Here is a 19268-nt window from a genome sequence, read left to right as displayed (position 1 = left end):
GACGCTACTCCTCACGGTGGGCCACGCGCGGATGATCGCGTCCCGGTCCGGACGTTTCACGTGAAACAACCCCCCGTTCCGGCACATGAAAGCTTCGTCACCCATCGGGTGAAACGCTCAGCCTGCCCGGTTCCCGCTGCGCAGGCCCCGCCGGGAATTCATCCCGCCAATGCCCAGGGCAGATCCAGGAGTTCCAGTTCCTCACCGGGCCGTGCGCCACCCGGCGGTACGACGGCGAGGGCATCCGCCGCGGCGATTCCACGCAGCATGGCCGGGCCGTTGTAGTGCAGCGGCAGGGCGTGGTCGGCCCGTACGGCGACGGGGATGAGCCGCGTGTCGTACGGATGACCGTGGACGGGGTCCTTCAGGGGCAGCGTGTACGGCTCGGGAGCCATTCGGCCCCCCAGGGTGCGCAGCAGTGGCTCGGCGAGCGTGAGCAGACCCGAGACGGCCGCGAGAGGGTTGCCGGGCAGACCGACGAGGTGCTGTTTCTCCCGGATGCGGGCGAGGAGCATGGGGTGGCCGGGGCGCACCTGCACACCGTCGACGAGGAGCTCCGCTTCGATGCGACGCAGGATGGGGTGGACATGGTCGACGGGGCCCGCGGCCGTGCCGCCGGTCGTGACGATCAGGTCGGCCGTCGAGGATGTGACCGCCCGGTGCAGGGCCTCGGCGTCGTCCCCCAGCCTGCGAACGGCCACCACGTCCGCGCCGAGGGCCCTCAGCCATGGCGGCAGCATCGGTCCGAGCGCATCCCGGATCAGGCCGTCCTGGGGCAGCCCCTCGGTGAGCAGTTCGTCGCCCAGGACCAGGACTTCGGCGCGCGGCCGGGGCAGCGCGGACAGGGTGTCGTACCCGGCCGCCGCGGCGAGCCCGAGGACAGCCGGGGTCACCTGGGCGCCGGGGGGAAGCAACTGGTCTCCGCTGTGGCACTCCTGGCCGCGCGGCCGGATGTCCTGCCCGTGCGCGACCTCGCAGGTGGCGTGCAGCCGCCCCTTGTCGTCGGTGCGCCCGTGTTCGCTGCGCAGGACGGCGGTGGTGTCCGCCGGGATGCGCGCGCCGGTGGCGATCCGTGCGGCCTCGCCGTCGCCGAGCGACGCGGGCTCGGCGTGTCCGGCGAGGACTCCTTCCTCCCGCACGTCCCAGGGGCCGGGGCCCGCGACCGCCCAGCCGTCCATGGCCGAGGTGTCGAAGGAGGGCAGGTCGGTGAGGGCGGTGAGGGGTGCGGCGAGCACCAGGCCGAGGGCGGCGTCGAGAGCGACACGGACGGGTTCCCGGCGCGGCACGGAACGTGCGGCGCGTTCGGCGACGGCACGGGCCTCGGGCCATGGCGTGGCCTTGTGCCGGGCATGGTGCTTCGACGCCACGGTGGAATGGGATCCGGGGCCCTCGGGACGGTCCCGGACCGAGTCCCGGGTGCCGGCGTGCAGCACGGGAGGCAGCGCGGATTCGGGCGTACCGGCACCGGCTCCCGGGAGTGGCGGGGCGGGCTCGGGGGTGCGCTGGTCCGGGTTGCGGACGAGGGCGAGGGCCTCCTCGAGGTCCAGGTCGTGCCGGTCCTCGGGCGAACCGGCGGGGCGGGCCTCCTGCGGACGGCTGCGGCCCCCGCTGTCGTTGGCCACGGTCAAGGCCTCCTCCATGTCGCGTTCCTCGGTGTCCAGGCGTTCCTGGCCGCCCCGCCCGGTCATCCGGCGTCCGGCTTGGCCTCGGCCGCATCCTCGCCGACCCAGCGCAGAGCCAGCTCGGCGGCCTTGCGGGCGGCCTCGGCGACCGCCTCGGGCCCGCCGCCGGCCTGCGCGGCCGCATACCCGACGAGGAACGTTGTCAGCGGGGCAGCGGGGCGGGCGACGCCGTGCGCGGCGTCGCGGGCGAGGTCGAGGAGGACGCCGGTGTCGACGTCGAGGTCGATGCCCAGCTCGTCCTTGACTGCGGAAATCCATTCATCCAGCACGTGCTCATGCTCCCTGATGCGTGTCCGGGCCGCGGCGATGTCGTCCCAGGTGTCGCAGTCGAAGGACGCGACAGGGTCGGAGATACGGGTGAGGGCCATCCGGGCGACCAGACGTCGCAGCGGAAGGCCGGTGAGACCGGCGTGCTCGGTGGCCAGCCGCGCCAGCTCGCGACGCAGCGCCGCGCTCCGGTAGGCCGCCACGAGAGGTTGGTCACGGCCCTCGGGATCGGTCAGCACCGCCCCTTCGGCGCCGCTCGCCGCAAGGCCGCCCAACAGCCGTCGTACCGTCCCCTGCTGGAGGAATGGCAGGTCGGCGGAGAGCACGACGACGTATGCGGCCGTGCTCCGGCTCAGGCCCGCGGCGAGCGCGGCGACCGGCCCCGCGCCGGGCGGCTCCTCCCGGGTCCAGACCACGGGGCGCGGGACCGGCCTGGGGTCGGCGACGACCACCGTGGTGGCCGCGCCGGAACAGGCCGCCAGCACGCGCTCGAGCAGCGCCCGCCCGCCCACACGCACGCCGGGTTTGTCGATCCCGCCGAGCCGCCGGGCGGCACCGCCGGCGAGCACGACGGCGTCGTACCCGTCGCCGGGGTCACCAGGGGTCTCGTACGCGGTCATGCCCCCGAGTATGGGCGCCGCACGGATCATTGCCACCCCCGCGCACATCGGCTGTGCGCGGGAGCTTGCTCACAGTTTCGACGGGCCCGCGGTCACGGACCCTGCTCAGAGGGCGCGCAGCAGCACCGCCGGCTGTTCCACGCAGTCCGCCACGTACCGCAGGAAGCCGCCCGCCGTGCCGCCGTCGCACACCCGGTGGTCGAAGGTGAGCGAGAGCTGCACGACCTGCCGCACCGCCAGTTCGCCCTCGTGCACCCAGGGCTTGGGGACGATGCGGCCGACGCCGAGCATGGCTGCCTCGGGGTGGTTGATGATCGGCGTGGAGCCGTCGACGCCGAACACTCCGTAGTTGTTCAAGGTGAACGTCCCGCCGGTGAGTTCCCCGGGGGTCAGGGTTCCGGCGCGTGCGGCCTCGGTCAGCCGCGCGAACTCCGCGGTCAGCGACTCGGCGTCCCGGGCATGCGCGTCCCGCACGACGGGAACGACGAGCCCCCGGTCGGTCTGCGCGGCGAACCCGAGGTGCACCTGGTCGAGCCGGACGATCTCGCGGGCCTCGATGTCGACGGTGGAGTTGAGCTCGGGGAACCGGGCGAGCGCGGCGGTGCAGACACGGGCCAGCAGTGCGAGCAGGGAGATCTTCGGGCCGCCGGCCGCGTTCATGGCTGCCCGCGCCCGCATGAGCTCCGTGGCGTCGGCGTCGACCCAGCAGGTCGCGTCGGGAATCTCGCGCCGGCTGCGGGAGAGCTTGTCGGCGACGGCGCCTCGGACGCCCTTGAGGGGGACGCGGGTGCCGACGGTGGCCGCCGGGCCGGCGGACGTGCCTGGTCCGGGGGTGTAAGGGACCACGTCGGGAGTCGGTGCCCCGGCCGTGGCGAGCGTCCCGGGCGCTCCCGCGGCAGCCATGGCCGCCGTGGTTCCCGCACGGGCCCCCGCGACCCTGAGGACGTCCTCCACGTCCGCCCGCAGGATCAGCCCGTCCGGCCCCGAACCCGCCACCTGGCGGAGGTCCACGCCGTTCTCGCGGGCGAGCCTGCGGACGAGCGGGGAGATCACGGGGACGGGGCCGTCAGGACGCTCCGTGACGGTGGCGCGGTGCGTCCGGCCCGGGGCCGCGGGCGCCGGGGACCCGGCGGTGGGCGTGGGGCCGAGGTCCGCCCGGGCCGGTGCCTGCCCGGAGCCGGGTTGGGCCGTCCGGGCTACTCCGTCCGTGGGCCACGTGCCGGGCTGAGACGGCCGCACCCTGCGGCGGCGCGCGGGCGCCGCCGACGTGCCGTACCCGACCAGAACGTTCCCGGAGGACTCCTCGGCCGGTTCCGCGACGGCGCCGACGGCGACCGTCAACAACGGAGCGCCCACGGGCAGTTCCGCACCCTCCTCGCCGAAGCGGGCGGTGACGACGCCTCCGTAGGGACAGGGCACCTCGACCATCGCCTTGGCCGTCTCCACCTCGACGACCGGCTGGTCGACCGTGACGACGTCGCCGACCTGGACCAGCCAGCGGACGATCTCCGCCTCGGTCAGCCCCTCCCCGAGGTCGGGCAGCCTGAACTCCAGCACCTGGGCCATCAGCTCTCCGCCTCCCACTGCAGACGCCCGACGGCGTCCAGGATCCGGTCGACGCCCGGCAGATGGTGCCGCTCCAGCATCGGCGGCGGATAGGGGATGTCGAACCCGGTCACCCGCAGCACGGGGGCCTCCAGATAGTGGAAGCAGCGTTCGGTCACCCGCGCGGCGATCTCCCCGCCCGGCCCGCCGAAGCCGGTCGACTCGTGCACCACCACGGCCCGGCCCGTTCGGCGCACGGAGGCGGTGACCGTCGCGTCGTCGAACGGCACCAGGGAACGAAGGTCCACGACTTCGAGGTCCCAGCCGTCGGCGCGCGCCGCCTCGGCGGCCTCCAGACACACGGGAACCGACGGGCCGTAGGTGATCAGCGTGGCGCTGCGGCCCGGGCGCCGCACCATCGCACGGCCTATGGGTTCGACGGCCTCCGGCTGCTCGGGGTTCCAGGAGTCCTTCGACCAGTACAGCCGCTTGGGCTCGAGGAAGACGACCGGGTCGTCGGAGGCGATGGCGGCGCGCAGCAGTCCGTACGCGTCGGCGACCGTGGCGGGTGTGACGACATGAAGTCCCGGCGTCGCCATGTAGTACGCCTCGGAGGAGTCGCTGTGGTGCTCGACGCCACCGATGCCTCCTCCGTAGGGGACGCGGATCGTGAGGGGCAACGGCATCGCACCGCGGGTGCGGTTGCGCATGCGCGAGACATGGCTGATCAGCTGCTCGAACGCCGGGTAGGCGAACGCGTCGAACTGCATCTCCACGACGGGCCTGAGACCGTACATCGCCATGCCGACGGCCGTGCCGAGGATGCCCGCCTCGGCGAGCGGTGTGTCCGTGCAGCGGTCGTCGCCGAACTCCTTGGCGAGCCCGTCGGTGACGCGGAAGACACCGCCGAGCGTGCCCACGTCCTCGCCCATGACGTGCACGGACGGGTCGGCCGCCATGGCGTCGCGCAACGCGCGCGTGAGGGCCTGCGCCATGGTGGCCGGTTTGAGGGCAACGGTCGTCATCGCCCGGCTCCTTCCGGTCCGGCGGCCTCCGCGTCCAGCTCCGCCTGCATCTGGGTGTCCTGCTCGAGGAGCTGGGTGGTGGGCTGGTCGTACACGTGGGCGAAGAGGTCCATCGGGTCGAGCGCCGGGTCCTGGTTCATCCGGGCCCGCAGGTCCGCCGCCAGCGCCTCGGCGTCCTCACGCGCGGCCCGTATCCCGTCCTCGTCGAGCAGCCCGCGCTCGGTCAGTTCGCGCTCCAGCAGCAGTACCGGGTCGTGGTCGCGCCAGGCCTCGACCTCGGCGTCGCCGCGGTAGCGAGTCGCGTCGTCGGCGTTGGTGTGGGCGTCGATGCGGTAGGTCACGGCCTCGACAAGCGTGGGACCGCCGCCCGCGCGCGCGTGCCGGACGGCGTCGCTGAGGACCTCGTGCACGGCGGCCGCGTCGTTCCCGTCGACCAGGCGGCCGGGCATGCCGTACCCGACGGCCTTGTGGGCCAGGGAGGGTGCCGCGGTCTGCTTGGCGAGCGGGACGGAGATCGCGAAGCCGTTGTTCTGGACCAGGAAGACGACCGGTGCCTGCCAGACGGCGGCGAAGTTCATCGCCTCGTGGAAGTCGCCCTCGCTCGTGCCGCCGTCGCCGACCATGGCGAGCGCCACCACGTCGTCGCCCTTCAGGCGCGCGGCGTGTGCGAGGCCCACGGCGTGCGGCAGCTGGGTGGCGAGCGGGGTGCACAGGGGGGCCACGCGGTGCGCGTAGGGGTCGTAGCCGGTGTGCCAGTCGCCGCGCAGCAGGGTCAGGGTCTCGACGGGGTCGACGCCGCGGGCGACGACCGCGAGCGTGTCGCGGTAGCTGGGGAAGAGCCAGTCGCGCTCCTCGAGCACGAGCGCGGCGGCGACCTGGCAGGCCTCCTGCCCGGTGCTGGAGGGGTAGACGGCCAGGCGGCCCTGCTTGGTGAGCGCCGTCGCCTGTGCGTTGTACCGGCGGCCGCGCACCACCTGTGTGTACAGCCGGCGCAGCAGCTCCGGGTCGGCCTTGGCGGCGGCCTCGGTGCCGAGGACGCGGTACGGCAGTGCGTCGGGCAGCAGCGGAGCGGGGTCGGTACGGGGCTGCCAGGCGGGCGGCGGTGTGGGCCGGTAGGCGCCCCGCTGCTCCATGACCGTCATGACGGCACCTCCTCGTGGGAGCGGCTTCAGGCGCGCCACGGGAGTGATGCGCCTCACCTACCGATTGTTCGGTCGTCGGCACATTTTGGCTACAGGCGCCTCACGGCTGTGGACAAACGGTTCTCCACAACCTGAGATGTACGCAGTACGTCCATGGTAGAGAGGCGGGGGCACATGGCACCTGAACAAATGGCCGAGCCGCCGGAGCACGGCCCGGCGCTGTCGCTGCCGCGCCCCCTCGACGCCATCGACCGGGACATCCTGCAGATCCTCCAGTCGGACGGCCGCGCCTCCATACGAGCCGTCGCCGAGCGCGTCCACGTCTCGCGCGCCAACGCCTACGCACGGATCAACCGGCTCATCGAGGACGGCGTGATCCGCGGCTTCGGAGCACGCGTCAATCACGAACGCGCCGGCCACGGCACGTCGGCGTACATCACCCTGAAAATCGTGCAGAACTCCTGGCGCACGGTCCGCGAGCAGCTGCGCATCCTCCCCGGCGCCTCGCACATCGCCCTCGTCGGCGGCGACTTCGACGTGCTGCTGCTGGTGCACACGCCCGACAACAGGGCGCTGCGCGAACTGGTTCTCACCCGGCTCCAGGCGATCCCCGAAGTGCTCAGCACGCGCACACTGCTGGTGTTCGAGGAGGAGGACCTGGAGCCGGAGCGCTGACCTCGACGGGCGTGCGGCCGGCGTCAGTGATCCTTGCGCAGCCCCGAGAAGACCAACTGCACGACCGCGTCGGCGACTTCACGCTCGCCCACGCCGCGCCCGTCGGGCCGGTACCACTCCACGACCGAGTTGATCATTCCGAAGACGAGCCGTGTAGCGAGCCGCACCTCCACGTCGTCGCGCACGTCCCCGTCGGTGGCCGCGGCCTTGAGCAGCTCGGCGACCCGGTGGTCGAACTCGCGGCGTCGCTCCAGCGCCCACCGCTCGGTGCCGGTGTTGCCGCGTACGCGCAACAGCAGCGTCACGTACGGCAGTTCCGCGGTGAGCACCTCGACCATGCGCCGTACGACGTACTCCAGCCGCTCCACGGCACGCCCCACGCGCGCGTGCTCCTCGCCGAGGATCCCGAACAGGCCGTCCAGCGCCCGGCTGACGGCGCGGCGCAGCAGTTCCTCCTTGCCCGCCACGTGGTGGTAGATCGACGACTTGGAGATGCCCGCCGCCTTGGAGAGGTGCTCCATGGAGGTGCCGTCGTAGCCGCGCTCGTTGAAGACCTGCACGGCGACCGAGAGCAGGCTCTCCGGGGTGTACGTGTCGCGCCTGGCGGTGGTCATGAGGTGCCCTCCCGCTTCTCGGAGGCGTACGCGTGGCGGTACAGCGCGAGGGATGGCGCGTACCGACCGCAGGGGTCGCGCATGTGCAGGTCGTCAAGGAGGTCATAGGCCCAGCTGCGGCCGAGCCGGCGGCTCCACTCGAAGGGCCCCAGCGGGTAGTTGACGCCGAGGCGCATCGCGGTGTCCATGTCCTCCTCCGTGGCCACCCCCTTGGCCACCGCGTCGTGCGCCAGGTCGACTATCCGGGCCACCGTACGGGCGACGATCATGCCGGGCACGTCCCCGATGACGCTGACGTCCTTGCCGAGCGCCTGGAAGAGCCCGGTGGCCTCGCAGAGCGTCCCCGGCGAGGTGTCCTGGGAGGCCGACAGGGCGATGCGGGTCGCCCGGCGGTAGTCGAGCGCCAGATCGAAGTAGACGACGTCACGGAACTCGACGGACGTCTGCCCGTCGGCGAGGACCAGCTGACCGCCACCGGGCAGGACCAGCCGTGTGCCGTGGTCCTCCTCGTCCTCGCGGACACCGATACCCGCCTCGCGGATCAGCGCCAGCAGTTCGGAGGCAGGGCCCAGATCGCCCTCGGCGACCACGTATGCGGGCGGCTGCGCCTTCTCCGCGGTGTGCGGCTCGGGCCGCTCGGCGCCGTCGGCGTAGTCGTACCAGCCGTGTCCGCTCTTACGGCCGAGCCTCCCCGACTCGACCAGCCGCCGCTGGGCGAGCGACGGTGTGAAGCGAACGTCCTGGAAGAAGGACTCCCACACGGAGCGGGTGACGGACTCGTTGACGTCCTGCCCGATGAGGTCGGTCAGTTCGAAGGCGCCCATCCGGAAGCCGCCGGACTCGCGCAGGACCGCGTCGATGGTGGCGGGGTCGGCGGCCTGCGCCTCGTAGACCGCGAACGCCTCCGCGTAGTAGGGCCGCGCGATGCGGTTGACGATGAAGCCGGGGGTGTCCGCGCAGGCGACCGGGGTCTTGCCCCAGGCGCGGGCCGTCTCGTACGCACGCGTGGCCGACGTGACGTCGGTGGCGAACCCGGAGACGACCTCCACCAGCGGCATCAGCGGCGCGGGGTTGAAGAAGTGCAGGCCGACGAAACGGCCCGGGTTGCGCAGGGCGCCGCCGATGGCGGTCACGGACAAGGACGAGGTGTTGGTGGCGAGCAGGCAGTCGTCACCGACGATGCCCTCCAGCTCCCGCAGCAGTTGCTGCTTCACCTCCAGGCGCTCCAGGACCGCCTCGACGACGAGCGAGCAGCCGGCCAGCTCGTCCAGGCCCTCGGCGGGCAGCAGACGGGCGCGGGCCGCGTCCCGCTCGGCTCCGGTGAGCCGGTCCTTCTCGACGAGCCGGTCGAGGCGGGCTCCGATCGCGGCGGCCGCCTCGCGCGCGCGGCCGGGGACGGCGTCGTACAGCCGCACGGGGTGTCCCGCGACCAGCGCGACCTGGGCGATGCCCTGGCCCATGGTGCCGGTACCCACGACGGCCACGGGGCTGCTGAGGTCGAGTGCTGTCATGTGCGCGATCCTCCCGCACGGGGTTTTCCACAGATGCGGCGGTCCCCCTTGTCCCGACCGATCGTTCGGTTACTCTAACTCTGTCCGCCTGTTCCTGCCCAGGTCATGAGCTCAAGGACGAGCTCGAGAGACGAGGAGGTTGGTCCCGCATGGCCGCCGAACTCACCGCGCACCAGCTGATCGCCCAGCACCGGCCCACCCTCGACCAGGCGCTCGAAGCGATCCGCACACGCGCGTACTGGTCCCCGCACCCCGAGCACCCCAAGGCCTACGGCGAGGGGGGCAGCTTGGACGCCGGGGCGGGCAAGGCCGCCTTCGACGCCCTCATGGGCACCCGCCTCGACCTCGGCCAGCCCGGCACGGACGACTGGACGGGCGGCGAAGTCTCGCCGTACGGAATCGATTTGGGAATCACCTACCCCCACGCCGACATCGACGTGCTGCTGCCCGCCATGCGCGCGGGCCAGCGGGCGTGGCGCGACGCGGGCGCGGAGGTGCGCGCGTTGGTGTGCCTGGAGATCCTCAAGCGGATCAGCGACCGGACGCACGAGTTCGCGCACGCGGTCATGCACACCAGCGGCCAGGCCTTCATGATGGCGTTCCAGGCGGGCGGCCCCCACGCGCAGGACCGCGGCCTGGAAGCGGTGGCGTACGCATACGGGGAGCAGGTCCGCACACCGGACACGGCGGAGTGGACCAAGCCCCAGGGCAAGCGCGAACCGCTGGCACTCACCAAGACGTATCGGCCCGTCCCGCGCGGCATCGCACTGGTCATCGGCTGCAACACCTTCCCGACGTGGAACGGCTATCCGGGCCTGTTCGCGTCCCTGGCCACCGGAAACGCGGTCCTGGTCAAGCCCCACCCGCGCGCGGTGCTGCCGCTCGCGCTCACGGTGCAGGTGGCCCGTCAGGTGCTCGCCGAGGCGGGCTTCGACCCGAACCTGGTCGCGCTGGCCGCCGAGCGCCCCGGCGAGGGCATCGCCAAGACGCTGGCCGTGCGTCCGGAGATCCGGATCATCGACTACACGGGCTCCACGGCGTTCGGCGACTGGCTGGAGAACAACGCCCGCCAGGCGCAGGTCTACACGGAGAAGGCCGGCGTCAACACCGTGATCGTGGAGTCGACGGACGACTACAAGGGGATGCTGTCGAACCTCGCGTTCTCCCTGTCGCTGTACAGCGGTCAGATGTGCACCACCCCGCAGAACCTGCTGATCCCTCGGGACGGCATCAGCAGCGACGAGGGCCCGAAGTCGTACGACGAGGTCGTCGCCGATCTCGCGCAGTCCATCGACGGCCTGCTGGGCGATGACGCCCGGGCGAACGCGCTGCTCGGCGCGATCGTGAACCCCGACGTCAAGGCCCGACTGGAGGCGGCGGCCGGGCTCGGCGAGGTCGCCCTGGCCTCCCGGGAGATCGCCAACCCCGAGTTCCCGGGGGCGGTCGTCCGCACGCCGGTGATCGTGAAGCTCGACGGCGCCAAGCCGGACGCGGAGGCCGCCTACATGAGCGAGTGCTTCGGCCCGGTCTCCTTCGCGGTGGCGGTGGACTCGGCCGCGGACGCGGTGGAACTGCTGCGGCGGACCATCAGGGACAAGGGCGCGATGACCGTCGGCGCCCACACCACCTCGGAGGAGGTCGAGCGGAACATCGAGGAGGCCTGCCTGGAGGAGTGCGCCCAGCTCTCGCTCAACCTGACCGGCGGTGTGTACGTCAACCAGACGGCCGCCTTCTCCGACTTCCACGGCTCGGGCGGCAACCCGGCGGCCAACGGGGCGCTGTGCGACGGGGCGTTCGTGGCGAACCGCTTCCGTGTGGTGGAGGTGCGCCGGGAGGCGTAGGACCGTCTCAGGAGGGTGCACCCCCGGTGGCGCTCCAGTGGTACAGCGTCATGGCCACGCTGGTCGCGAGGTTGTAGCTGGAAACCTGGGGGCGCATCGGCAGGGACACCAAGTGGTCCGTGCGGGCGCGTAGCTGGGCGGACAGACCGGTGCGCTCGGAGCCGAACGCGAGCACGGCGTCGTCGGGGAGCTTCAGTGCGCGGATGTCGTCGCCCTCCGGGTCCAGCGCGAAGAGCGGGCCGGGCGGCAGCTCGGCCACGGACAGCCGCTCCACGGCGGTCGCGAAGTGCAGTCCCGCCCCACCGCGGACCACCGTGGGGTGCCAGGGGTCGAGCGTGCCGGTCGTGACCACCCCGGTCACGCCGAAGCCGGCCGCCAGCCGGATCACCGCGCCCGCGTTGCCCAGGTTGCGAGGATTGTCGAGGACGACGACGGGTGCGGGGCGGGGCGTACGCCGAAGCGTCTCCAGGTTGGCCTCGCGCGAGGGGCGCACGGCGAGAGCGGCGACACCCGTGGGGTGGGGACGCGGTACGAGGGCCCGGTAGGTGTCCTCGGGAACCTCCGTCAGGAGCGCGTCCAGCGTGTCGCGCACGTCGGGGGCGAGCTCGTCGGCCAGGGCGAGCGCCGCCCGCCGGTCGGTGGTGACGGCCACCGGCACGCGCGCGTGGAAGCGCACGGCGTGCTTCAGCGCGTGGAACCCGTCGAGCAGGACGGAGGCGCCGGCCAGCCCCCGCCAGGTGCTCAGCGGATCGGTGGTGCTGCGGAGCGGATCCGTCATGCGTGCAGCCTACGTGCGGCGCGATCATCCGGGCCAGATAGTGCAGTGCGGCGTCGACGTCCGAGCCTCGGATGGACTTGATCAGGGCGCTCGCCACGTCGTAGTGCTGGTCGCCGTCGCGGTCGTACTTCACCGCGGCGCGGTCGACGGTCTCCTCCAGGGTGGTCAGGCCGATCTCCGGCTCGGCCGGACAGCCCGCTGGGCGCCTCACACCGTCGAGTTCGCATGCCTGTGCTCGGCCGTCTCTTCGGTCGGGGGCCGCTCCCCGCGCGGGCCGGGCAGCGCAGGGCGGGCGCCGCTCGGTACGAGCCGTCCACGCGCACGTGCCGCCCAAGCGCCCAGCCGCCGCAGGAAGGACGTCGGCAGGAACACGGAGTCGGCGGCGATCATCGCGAGCGAGAAGAACGGCAGTCCGAGGACCACGGCGATCACCGCGTGCTCGGTCATCATGAACGCCAGAAGGACGTTCTTCACACGCCGGTTGAGCAGGGTGAACGGAAAGGCGACCTGCGCGGCGACCGTTCCGTAGGTCACCAGCAGCACCATCGCGCCGTGCGAGGACAGCAGGTCGGACAGGGCGGGCCAGGGCGAGAAGTAGTCGAGGTGGAGCGGGTAGTACACCGCCGTGCCGTCCTGCCAGCGGGAGCCCTGGATCTTGTACCAGCCGGCGGTCGAGTAGATCAGACACGCCTCGGCCATGATCACGAGCAGGGCCGCGTTGTGGACGAGGTTGGCGACGACATCCAGCAGGATGCGCGGCTCCGAGAACGGGGCGCGCCGGCCGACGTACCACCACAGGCCCTGCACGGCCCACAGCACCCAGAACACGATGAGCCAGTCGACGCCGATCCGGCCCGCGCCCGTGGCCAGGGCCAGCGCGAAACCGAGCACACCCCACAGGGCGGGTCCCGTCCGGTCCGGCACCGGCCGCTCGCCACGCGCGCGTGCGGCACGGGCGCGCCGGACGCGCCGCTCGTCCAGCGACCACACCTGCCCGCAGCGCGTGAACACCAGGTAGATCGCCATCAGGTGGATGACGTTGTCGCCGCCGTCGCCCATGAAGACGTTGCGGTTCTGCAGCGAGAGCACGCCGACCATGAACAGCACGGACATCGTGCGGGTTCGCCAGCCGACCAGCAGCAGGGCGCTCGAGAGCACGGCGAGGGCGTACACGGTCTCGAACCACGCCTGGCTGTCGGACCACATCAGAATCGTGAAGGCGTGGTTGTTCGTGATGAGCTGCTGGGCCAGGTCCCAGCTCCACGCTCCGTCGGGTCCGTACATCTCCTGACGGTGGGGGAACTCGCGCAGCAGGAACAGCAGCCAGGTGGCGGCGAAGCCGATACGGACAACGGCGGTCTGGTAGGGGCCGAGGGCGGCTTCCGTGACGCGGCCGACGCCACGCGCGACGCACAGGGCGAACCGGTTCATCAGGCGCTCACCCCCGTCCGCTCGGCGTCCCGAAGCGACCACCAGGGCAGCTCACGGTAGGCGGGCGTGGTCGGGATCTGCTCGTCGCTCCACTGCGGGGGCGGCACATTGGTCGTGCGTGAGCGGACCTGCACGCGGTCGACACTCTCCCCGCGACCGGACGCATGCTCCTGGCGCAGCCGCAGCGCGACCAGGCGGCGCAGATAGTCCTCGGACAGGGCGCCGCGCAGGCCCGAGGGACGGTTCTCGGCGTCGTGCGAGGCGACGTAGAAGTCCCAGGCGCGGCGCAGTTCGTTCTGCTGGGTGTGGCTCGGCAGCGGATTGCCCTTGATGGCGGCGCCGTCGAGGGCGGACAGGTCGTACCAGCCCGTCGTCCGCTCGCCGCCGTCACCGGTGCGCACCTCGGCGCGGACCTGGATGTCGATGTTCTGCTGCAGCGGGTTGGGCGCGAACAGCTTCCAGTTCTGTTCGAACTCGGGGTAGACCCATTCGTCGATCGCCTTGCCGTGCTTCTTGGTGACGGTGTTGGCGGGCGCGACGTGCAGGAACACCATCCCGAGATGCACGGAGGCGGCGACGGCGACGACCGCGAGCGCCAGTGCGGCGGCGATCTGGTAGCGGAGGGAGAGAGCGGCCATGCCCGTGCGGACAGCCGCCGGCTCCGCGTCGCCGGGGTCGGCGGGAGCGCCGGGGGGCACGGGCCCGGGCAGGGCCGACGCGTCCGTAGCCGGGCCGCCCGTGTTCGGTGGCTCCGTGGCCTCCGTCGGCGAGGGATCCTCGGACACGTCCGTGGCGGTGCCCTCGGGCAGGTGGGACACCGGGTCGTCGGAACCGCCCGGCTGCTCCCGCCGGGCGTCCGGTCCCTCGTCGTGCGCGTCCATCCCGCCCCGTCTCCTGAGCTTCGCGTGCCCCGGTGCCGCGTCGTGCCGTCGGGCCGGTCCATCGCCTGCTTCTGCGCCGTGGGCCGCGTCACCCGTTCGCAGCACTGCGCGGCATACGGACCGGAACGGTACTCAGGCCCGCCCGCCCCGCACAGCCCAATGGACACAGCGGGCCAACGGCGGCCCCGGAGGTTGTCCACAGCGGTTGACACCCTACGGCGCCTCGGCCCACCATTGAACCGAACGGACCGAACGATCGGTCGGGAGACGGAGTGGTCGAGGGGATCGCATGGCGACAGCAGCAGCCCACCGGACGGCCCGCGCGGGCGGCACAGCCGAGGCCGACGACACGGCGTACGCGGCCGTTTTCGACGCCGCCGTCGCCGCTGACGAGCGCATCGAGCCACGCGACTGGATGCCCGACGCCTACCGCGCCACCCTGGTCCGGCAGATCGCACAGCACGCGCACTCCGAGATCATCGGCATGCAGCCGGAGGCCAACTGGATCACGCGCGCCCCCTCGCTGCGCCGCAAGGCGATCCTGATGGCCAAGGTCCAGGACGAGGCGGGACACGGGCTGTACCTGTACAGCGCGGCGGAAACGCTCGGCACAAGCCGCGACGACCTGCTCGACAAACTGCACACGGGCCGTCAGAAGTACTCGTCGATCTTCAACTACCCCACGCTGACCTGGGCGGACGTCGGCGCCATCGGCTGGCTCGTGGACGGCGCCGCGATCACCAACCAGGTGCCCCTGTGCCGCTGCTCCTACGGCCCGTACGCGCGCGCGATGGTCCGCATCTGCAAGGAGGAGTCCTTCCACCAGCGCCAGGGATACGAGCTACTGCTCACCCTCAGCCGGGGCACGCCGGAGCAGCACGCGATGGCGCAGGACGCGGTGGACCGCTGGTGGTGGCCGTCCCTGATGATGTTCGGCCCGCCAGACGACGAGTCGGCGCACTCCGCGCAGTCGATGGCCTGGAAGATCAAGCGGCACTCGAACGACGAACTGCGCCAGCGCTTCGTGGACATCTGCGTCCCGCAAGTGGAGTCGCTGGGTCTCACACTCCCCGACCCGGAGCTCGAGTGGAACGAGGAGCGGGGGCACTACGACTTCGGCCCGATCGACTGGACGGAGTTCTGGGAGGTCCTCAAGGGCAACGGCCCCTGCAACGAGCAGCGGATCACACAGCGCCGACGGGCGCACGACGAGGGCGCATGGGTACGGGAGGCGGCCGCGGCCCACGCGGCGAAACACAACGGCGCGACGGGAGCGACGCGAGCATGACGAACACCGACTGGCCCCTGTGGGAGGTCTTCGTGCGCTCCCGCCGCGGCCTCTCGCACACCCACGCCGGCAGCCTGCACGCCCCGGACGCGGAGCTCGCCCTGCGCAACGCACGCGACCTCTACACACGGCGCGGCGAAGGCGTCTCCATCTGGGTCGTCCCGTCGTCCGCCATCACGGCGTCCTCACCCGACGAGAAGGACCCGTTCTTCGAGCCGGCCGCCGACAAGCCGTACCGGCACCCGACGTTCTACGAGATCCCGGAAGGAGTGAAGCACCTGTGACCGTCACCGTGCACACCGCGGCCGCCCTGGCCCTCGGCGACGACACCCTGGTGCTCTCGCACCGCCTGGGGGAGTGGGCCGGCCACGCACCGGTGCTCGAGGAGGACGTCGCCCTCGCCAACATCGCTCTCGACCTGCTCGGGCAGGCCCGCGTGCTGCTGTCGATGGTGGGCGACGAGGACGAGCTGGCATACCTCCGCGAGGAGCGCGCCTTCCGCAATCTGCAACTCGTGGAACAGCCCAACGGCGACTTCGCGCACACCATCGCCCGCCAGCTGTACTTCTCCACCTACCAGCGGCTCCTCTACACCCAGCTGGCCTCCGGGGACAGCGAGTTCTCCGAACTGGCGGCCAAGGCGGTCAAGGAGGTCGCCTACCACCAGGACCACGCCGAACAGTGGACCCTGCGCCTCGGCGACGGCACGGACATCAGCCATGAGCGGATGCGCCACGCCTGCGAGGCGCTGTGGCGGTTCACAGGGGAGATGTTCCAGCCCGTCGAGGGCGTGGACATCGACTGGACGGGCGTGAAGGCGACCTGGCTGGAGTCGGTGGGCGACGTCCTGCGCCGGGCCACCCTGGACCTTCCCGAGGGACCGCAGTCCGGGGCGTGGACCGCGGGCGCCGGGCGGCAGGGCCTGCACACCGAACCCTTCGGGCGGATGCTCGCCGAAATGCAGCATCTGCACCGCAGCCACCCGGGGGCGTCATGGTGACGACCACGGCCCTCGAAGAGGAACTGCGTCGGCTCGCGGGCTCCGTCCCCGACCCGGAGCTGCCCGTGCTCACCCTGGAGGAACTGGGCGTTCTGCGGGCGGTCCATGTGCGCGGCGCGGACACAGTGGAGGTCGAGCTGACCCCCACCTACACGGGGTGCCCCGCTCTCGAGGCGATGTCCCTCGACATACAGCGGGTCCTGCACGAGCACGGCGTCCGGGACGTCGTCGTGCGTACGGTGCTCGCCCCCGCCTGGTCGACGGACGACATCACCGAGGAGGGCCGCCGCAAGCTGCGGGAGTTCGGGATAGCGCCCCCACGCGTACGACACGGGGAGGCCACCGGCCCGGTCACCGTACAACTGGGCGCCACGCGAACGGTCACCGACTCCCGCGCACCGCACGCGGCGCACACGGCCGCCGGCTCACTCCGGCCGGACGGCCCCGTACGCTGCCCCGTCTGCGGTTCCGCCGAGACCGAGCTGCTGAGCCGTTTCTCGTCCACCGCGTGCAAGGCGCTGCGCCGCTGCCTGGCCTGCCGCGAGCCGTTCGACCACTTCAAGGAGTTGTGATGGCCCGCTTCCACCCGCTCCCGGTGGCCGCGGTGGACCGGCTCACCGAGGACTCCGTTGCCCTGACCTTCACCGTGCCGCCCGCACTGCGCGAGGAGTACCGGCACACGCCCGGCCAGCACCTGGCCCTGCGCCGCATCGTCGACGGCACGGAGATCCGGCGCACGTACTCGATCTGCTCCTCCGCACCGGCACCGGACGGCGAGGGTCCGAGCACGCTGCGGGTCGGGGTGCGGCTGGTCGAGGGCGGCGCCTTCTCCCCGTACGCGCTCAAGGAGATCGCCGTCGGCGACGAGCTGCAGGTGATGACACCGGCGGGACGGTTCACGCTGGAACCCGCACCCGGTCTGTACGCCGCAGTGGCCGGTGGCAGCGGGATCACACCGGTTCTGTCGATCGTCACGACGCTGCTGGCGCGGGAGCAGCAGGCGCGGTTCTGCCTCATACGCAGCGACCGGACATCCGCCTCGACGATGTTCCTGGAGGAGGTCGCCGACCTCAAGGACCGCTTTCCTGAGCGGTTCCAGCTGGTCACGGTGCTCTCCCGGGAGGAACAGCAGGCGGGGCTGCCGTCCGGGCGGCTCGATCAGGAGCGGCTGTCCGGCCTGCTGCCGGCGCTGCTTTCGGTGGAGAAGGTCGCGGGCTGGTTCCTGTGCGGACCCTTCGGGCTGGTGCAGTCGGCGGAGCGGGCGCTGCGCGGTCTCGGAGTGGCGCGGACGCGCATCCACGAGGAGATCTTCCATGTGGACGACGGAGCCCTGGCCGGGCCGTCCACACCGGCTCCCGCACACAGCACGGTGACCGCGCGGCTCGACGGACGCGGCGGAACCTGGCCCGTCCAGGACGGCGAGTCGCTGCTGGAGACGGTGCTGCGCAACCGTCCCGACGCACCCTATGCGTGCAAGGGCGGAGTGTGCGGAACCTGCCGGGCCTTCCTCGTCTCGGGCGAGGTGCGCATGGACCGTAACTTCGCGCTGGAACCGGAGGAGACGGACGCGGGGTATGTGCTGGCATGCCAGTCGCATCCGGTCACGGAGACCGTGGAGCTGGACTTCGACCGGTGAGCGCGGGGCGGCCGGCGGGTAGCCACTGACGGGTACCGGCTGACGGTGTCTTTGTCCGTGCACGCGTCCACCGGCCGTTCCCTTCTTCTGGAACCTGTTCTATCTTGACGCCCCGTCAGATCAGCGGATCCGCCAGGAGGACAGGCCGTGGACTTCACCTTCAGCGAGGAGCAGCAGGCGGCAGTCGAAGCGGCAAAGGCCGTGTTCGCCGGGGTCGCGCCGGACGGTGTGCCCAGTCCCGCACTGACCACGGGAGCCATCGCCGACGACTTCGACCGTGCACTGTGGGCGCGGCTCGCGGACGCCGACCTGCTGAGCCTGCTCCTGGACCCCGAATACGGCGGGGCCGGCCTCGACACGATCGCCCTCTGCCTGCTGCTTCGGGAGTCGGCGAAGGTACTGGCACGCACCCCGCTGCTGGAGAACACCGCCGTGGCCACAACCGTACAGGCCTACGGCAGCCCCGAGTTGAAGGAGGAACTGCTCACGCGCGCTGGCCGGGGAGAAAAGGTACTCACGGTCGCCGCGCACGGCCGTACCGGGCACGACCCGGCCGAACTAGCGGTGATCGCACGGCGGGACGGAGACGACACCTGGGTGCTGGACGGAATGCAGACGGCGGTGCCCTGGGCATACAACGCCGACAACATCCTCGTACCGGCCCACACCGACGACTCGGGCCGCGCCGTCCTCGCGCTGGTAGCCCGAGCGCACGAGGGCGTCGTCCTTGCCGAACAATTCTCCACCAACGGGGAACGGCTCGCAGAACTGCGGCTCGAGTCAGCTCGCATCCCGGGGCGGTACGTACTCGAGGCCGAGGGAGCCTGGGAGTGGCTGCGCCTGCTGCTCGCCACCGGGACGTGCGCGCTCGCGCTCGGTCTCGGCGAAGGCGTACTGGGGATGACAAGCGAGTACACCGGCAAGCGGGAGCAGTTCGGCCACCCGGTCGCCACGTTCCAGGCGGTCGCCGTGCAAGCAGCCGACCGGTACATCGACCTGCGTGCCATGGAGGCCACGCTCTGGCGGGCCGCGTGGCGCATCGGCTCCGGGGCGGCGGGTGCGCTGCCGGCGGCCGGAGATGTGGCGGTGGCGAAGATCTGGGCGTCAGAGGGCGTACGCCGGGTGGTGCAGACGGCGCAGCATCTGCACGGAGGCTTCGGCGCCGACACCGACTACCCCCTGCACCGCTACCACGCCTGGGCCAAGCACCTCGAACTCTCGCTCGGCCCGGCGGCGGCACACGAGGAGGCACTGGGCGACCTACTGGCGGCGCATCCACTGGGATGAGGCGCCTCACCTGAGACGGGGCGCATGCACTGGGGCGAGCGGACG

At 71.9% G+C, this 19268-nt stretch carries 17 protein-coding genes and 1 pseudogene; 8 read left to right on the top strand and 10 right to left on the bottom strand.

Annotated features, from left to right (window positions below; all coding sequences use genetic code 11):
• Positions 1-158: 158 nt before the first annotated feature.
• The 5 genes from ACZ3TS_RS18075 to pdhA all read right to left on the bottom strand — a co-directional run bounded on the left by ACZ3TS_RS18075 (position 159) and on the right by pdhA (position 6281).
• The gene (locus ACZ3TS_RS18075) at positions 159-1688 is read right to left on the bottom strand and encodes a molybdopterin molybdotransferase MoeA (RefSeq protein WP_467618870.1); all 1530 of its coding nucleotides are present in this window, start codon (positions 1686-1688) and stop codon (positions 159-161) included.
• Entirely contained in the window at positions 1685-2569 is an 885-nt protein-coding gene (locus ACZ3TS_RS18070; protein WP_467618869.1) for an NTP transferase domain-containing protein, read from the bottom strand. The genes ACZ3TS_RS18075 and ACZ3TS_RS18070 overlap by 4 nt, the downstream gene beginning before the upstream one ends.
• A 105-nt stretch (positions 2570-2674) precedes the next feature.
• Complete coding sequence (locus tag ACZ3TS_RS18065; RefSeq protein ID WP_467618866.1) at positions 2675-4135, bottom strand: dihydrolipoamide acetyltransferase family protein; 1461 nt, start codon at positions 4133-4135, stop codon at positions 2675-2677.
• On the bottom strand, positions 4135-5139 hold the full coding sequence (locus ACZ3TS_RS18060) for an alpha-ketoacid dehydrogenase subunit beta (protein WP_467618865.1): 1005 nt from the start codon (positions 5137-5139) through the stop codon (positions 4135-4137). Before ACZ3TS_RS18060 ends, ACZ3TS_RS18065 begins: the two co-directional genes overlap by 1 nt.
• Entirely contained in the window at positions 5136-6281 is a 1146-nt protein-coding gene (pdhA, locus tag ACZ3TS_RS18055) for a pyruvate dehydrogenase (acetyl-transferring) E1 component subunit alpha (protein ID WP_467618863.1), read from the bottom strand. The genes ACZ3TS_RS18060 and pdhA overlap by 4 nt, the downstream gene beginning before the upstream one ends.
• Positions 6282-6470: 189 nt before the next feature.
• On the opposite strand from pdhA, the gene ACZ3TS_RS18050 reads away from it, so the two are divergent.
• Positions 6471-6956, top strand: coding sequence for an Lrp/AsnC family transcriptional regulator (locus tag ACZ3TS_RS18050; RefSeq protein ID WP_467618917.1), 486 nt, complete (start codon positions 6471-6473; stop codon positions 6954-6956).
• 23 nt (positions 6957-6979) lie between these two features.
• Here the strand turns inward: ACZ3TS_RS18050 and ACZ3TS_RS18045 are convergent, their stop codons facing one another.
• Together ACZ3TS_RS18045 and ACZ3TS_RS18040 are read right to left on the bottom strand one after the other, a co-directional pair.
• Positions 6980-7570, bottom strand: a complete 591-nt coding sequence (locus ACZ3TS_RS18045; RefSeq protein ID WP_467618861.1) for a TetR/AcrR family transcriptional regulator — start codon at positions 7568-7570, stop codon at positions 6980-6982.
• The gene (locus tag ACZ3TS_RS18040; RefSeq protein ID WP_467618859.1) at positions 7567-9081 is read right to left on the bottom strand and encodes a 3-hydroxyacyl-CoA dehydrogenase; all 1515 of its coding nucleotides are present in this window, start codon (positions 9079-9081) and stop codon (positions 7567-7569) included. Before ACZ3TS_RS18040 ends, ACZ3TS_RS18045 begins: the two co-directional genes overlap by 4 nt.
• Before the next feature lie 149 nt (positions 9082-9230).
• On the opposite strand from ACZ3TS_RS18040, the gene paaN reads away from it, so the two are divergent.
• Positions 9231-10922, top strand: a complete 1692-nt coding sequence (gene paaN, locus ACZ3TS_RS18035; protein WP_467618857.1) for a phenylacetic acid degradation protein PaaN — start codon at positions 9231-9233, stop codon at positions 10920-10922.
• A 7-nt stretch (positions 10923-10929) separates the two neighbouring features.
• On the opposite strand, the gene ACZ3TS_RS18030 is transcribed toward paaN, so the two are convergent.
• The 3 genes and pseudogenes from ACZ3TS_RS18030 to ACZ3TS_RS18020 all read right to left on the bottom strand — a co-directional run bounded on the left by ACZ3TS_RS18030 (position 10930) and on the right by ACZ3TS_RS18020 (position 14012).
• Complete coding sequence (locus ACZ3TS_RS18030; protein WP_467618855.1) at positions 10930-11700, bottom strand: TrmH family RNA methyltransferase; 771 nt, start codon at positions 11698-11700, stop codon at positions 10930-10932.
• A 22-nt stretch (positions 11701-11722) separates the two neighbouring features.
• A pseudogene (locus tag ACZ3TS_RS18025) lies at positions 11723-12142 on the bottom strand (hypothetical protein); the annotation flags it as partial.
• A 988-nt stretch (positions 12143-13130) separates the two neighbouring features.
• The gene (locus tag ACZ3TS_RS18020; protein WP_467618853.1) at positions 13131-14012 is read right to left on the bottom strand and encodes a DUF5819 family protein; all 882 of its coding nucleotides are present in this window, start codon (positions 14010-14012) and stop codon (positions 13131-13133) included.
• A 289-nt stretch (positions 14013-14301) separates the two neighbouring features.
• Between ACZ3TS_RS18020 and paaA the strand changes: the two genes are divergently transcribed.
• The 6 genes from paaA (at position 14302) to ACZ3TS_RS17990 (ending at position 19223) form a co-directional block, all read left to right on the top strand.
• Positions 14302-15300 (top strand): 1,2-phenylacetyl-CoA epoxidase subunit PaaA, encoded by a 999-nt coding sequence (gene paaA / locus ACZ3TS_RS18015; protein ID WP_467618851.1) that lies wholly within the window; start codon positions 14302-14304, stop codon positions 15298-15300.
• A complete protein-coding gene (gene paaB, locus ACZ3TS_RS18010; protein WP_073944895.1) occupies positions 15297-15584 on the top strand; it encodes a 1,2-phenylacetyl-CoA epoxidase subunit PaaB in 288 nt (95 codons plus the stop codon). The genes paaA and paaB overlap by 4 nt, the downstream gene beginning before the upstream one ends.
• On the top strand, positions 15581-16300 hold the full coding sequence (gene paaC, locus ACZ3TS_RS18005) for a 1,2-phenylacetyl-CoA epoxidase subunit PaaC (RefSeq protein ID WP_467618848.1): 720 nt from the start codon (positions 15581-15583) through the stop codon (positions 16298-16300). Before paaB ends, paaC begins: the two co-directional genes overlap by 4 nt.
• Entirely contained in the window at positions 16294-16872 is a 579-nt protein-coding gene (gene paaD / locus ACZ3TS_RS18000; RefSeq protein WP_467618846.1) for a 1,2-phenylacetyl-CoA epoxidase subunit PaaD, read from the top strand. Before paaC ends, paaD begins: the two co-directional genes overlap by 7 nt.
• Complete coding sequence (locus ACZ3TS_RS17995) at positions 16872-17936, top strand: 2Fe-2S iron-sulfur cluster-binding protein (protein ID WP_467618844.1); 1065 nt, start codon at positions 16872-16874, stop codon at positions 17934-17936. Before paaD ends, ACZ3TS_RS17995 begins: the two co-directional genes overlap by 1 nt.
• 147 nt (positions 17937-18083) lie before the next feature.
• On the top strand, positions 18084-19223 hold the full coding sequence (locus ACZ3TS_RS17990; protein ID WP_467618842.1) for an acyl-CoA dehydrogenase family protein: 1140 nt from the start codon (positions 18084-18086) through the stop codon (positions 19221-19223).
• Positions 19224-19268 lie beyond the last annotated feature (45 nt).

This window comes from Streptomyces sp. NPDC022910, from assembly GCF_055561075.1.
The sequence above is the reverse complement of the archived record's forward strand: the minus strand, read 5'-3'. Positions and strand labels throughout refer to the sequence as shown.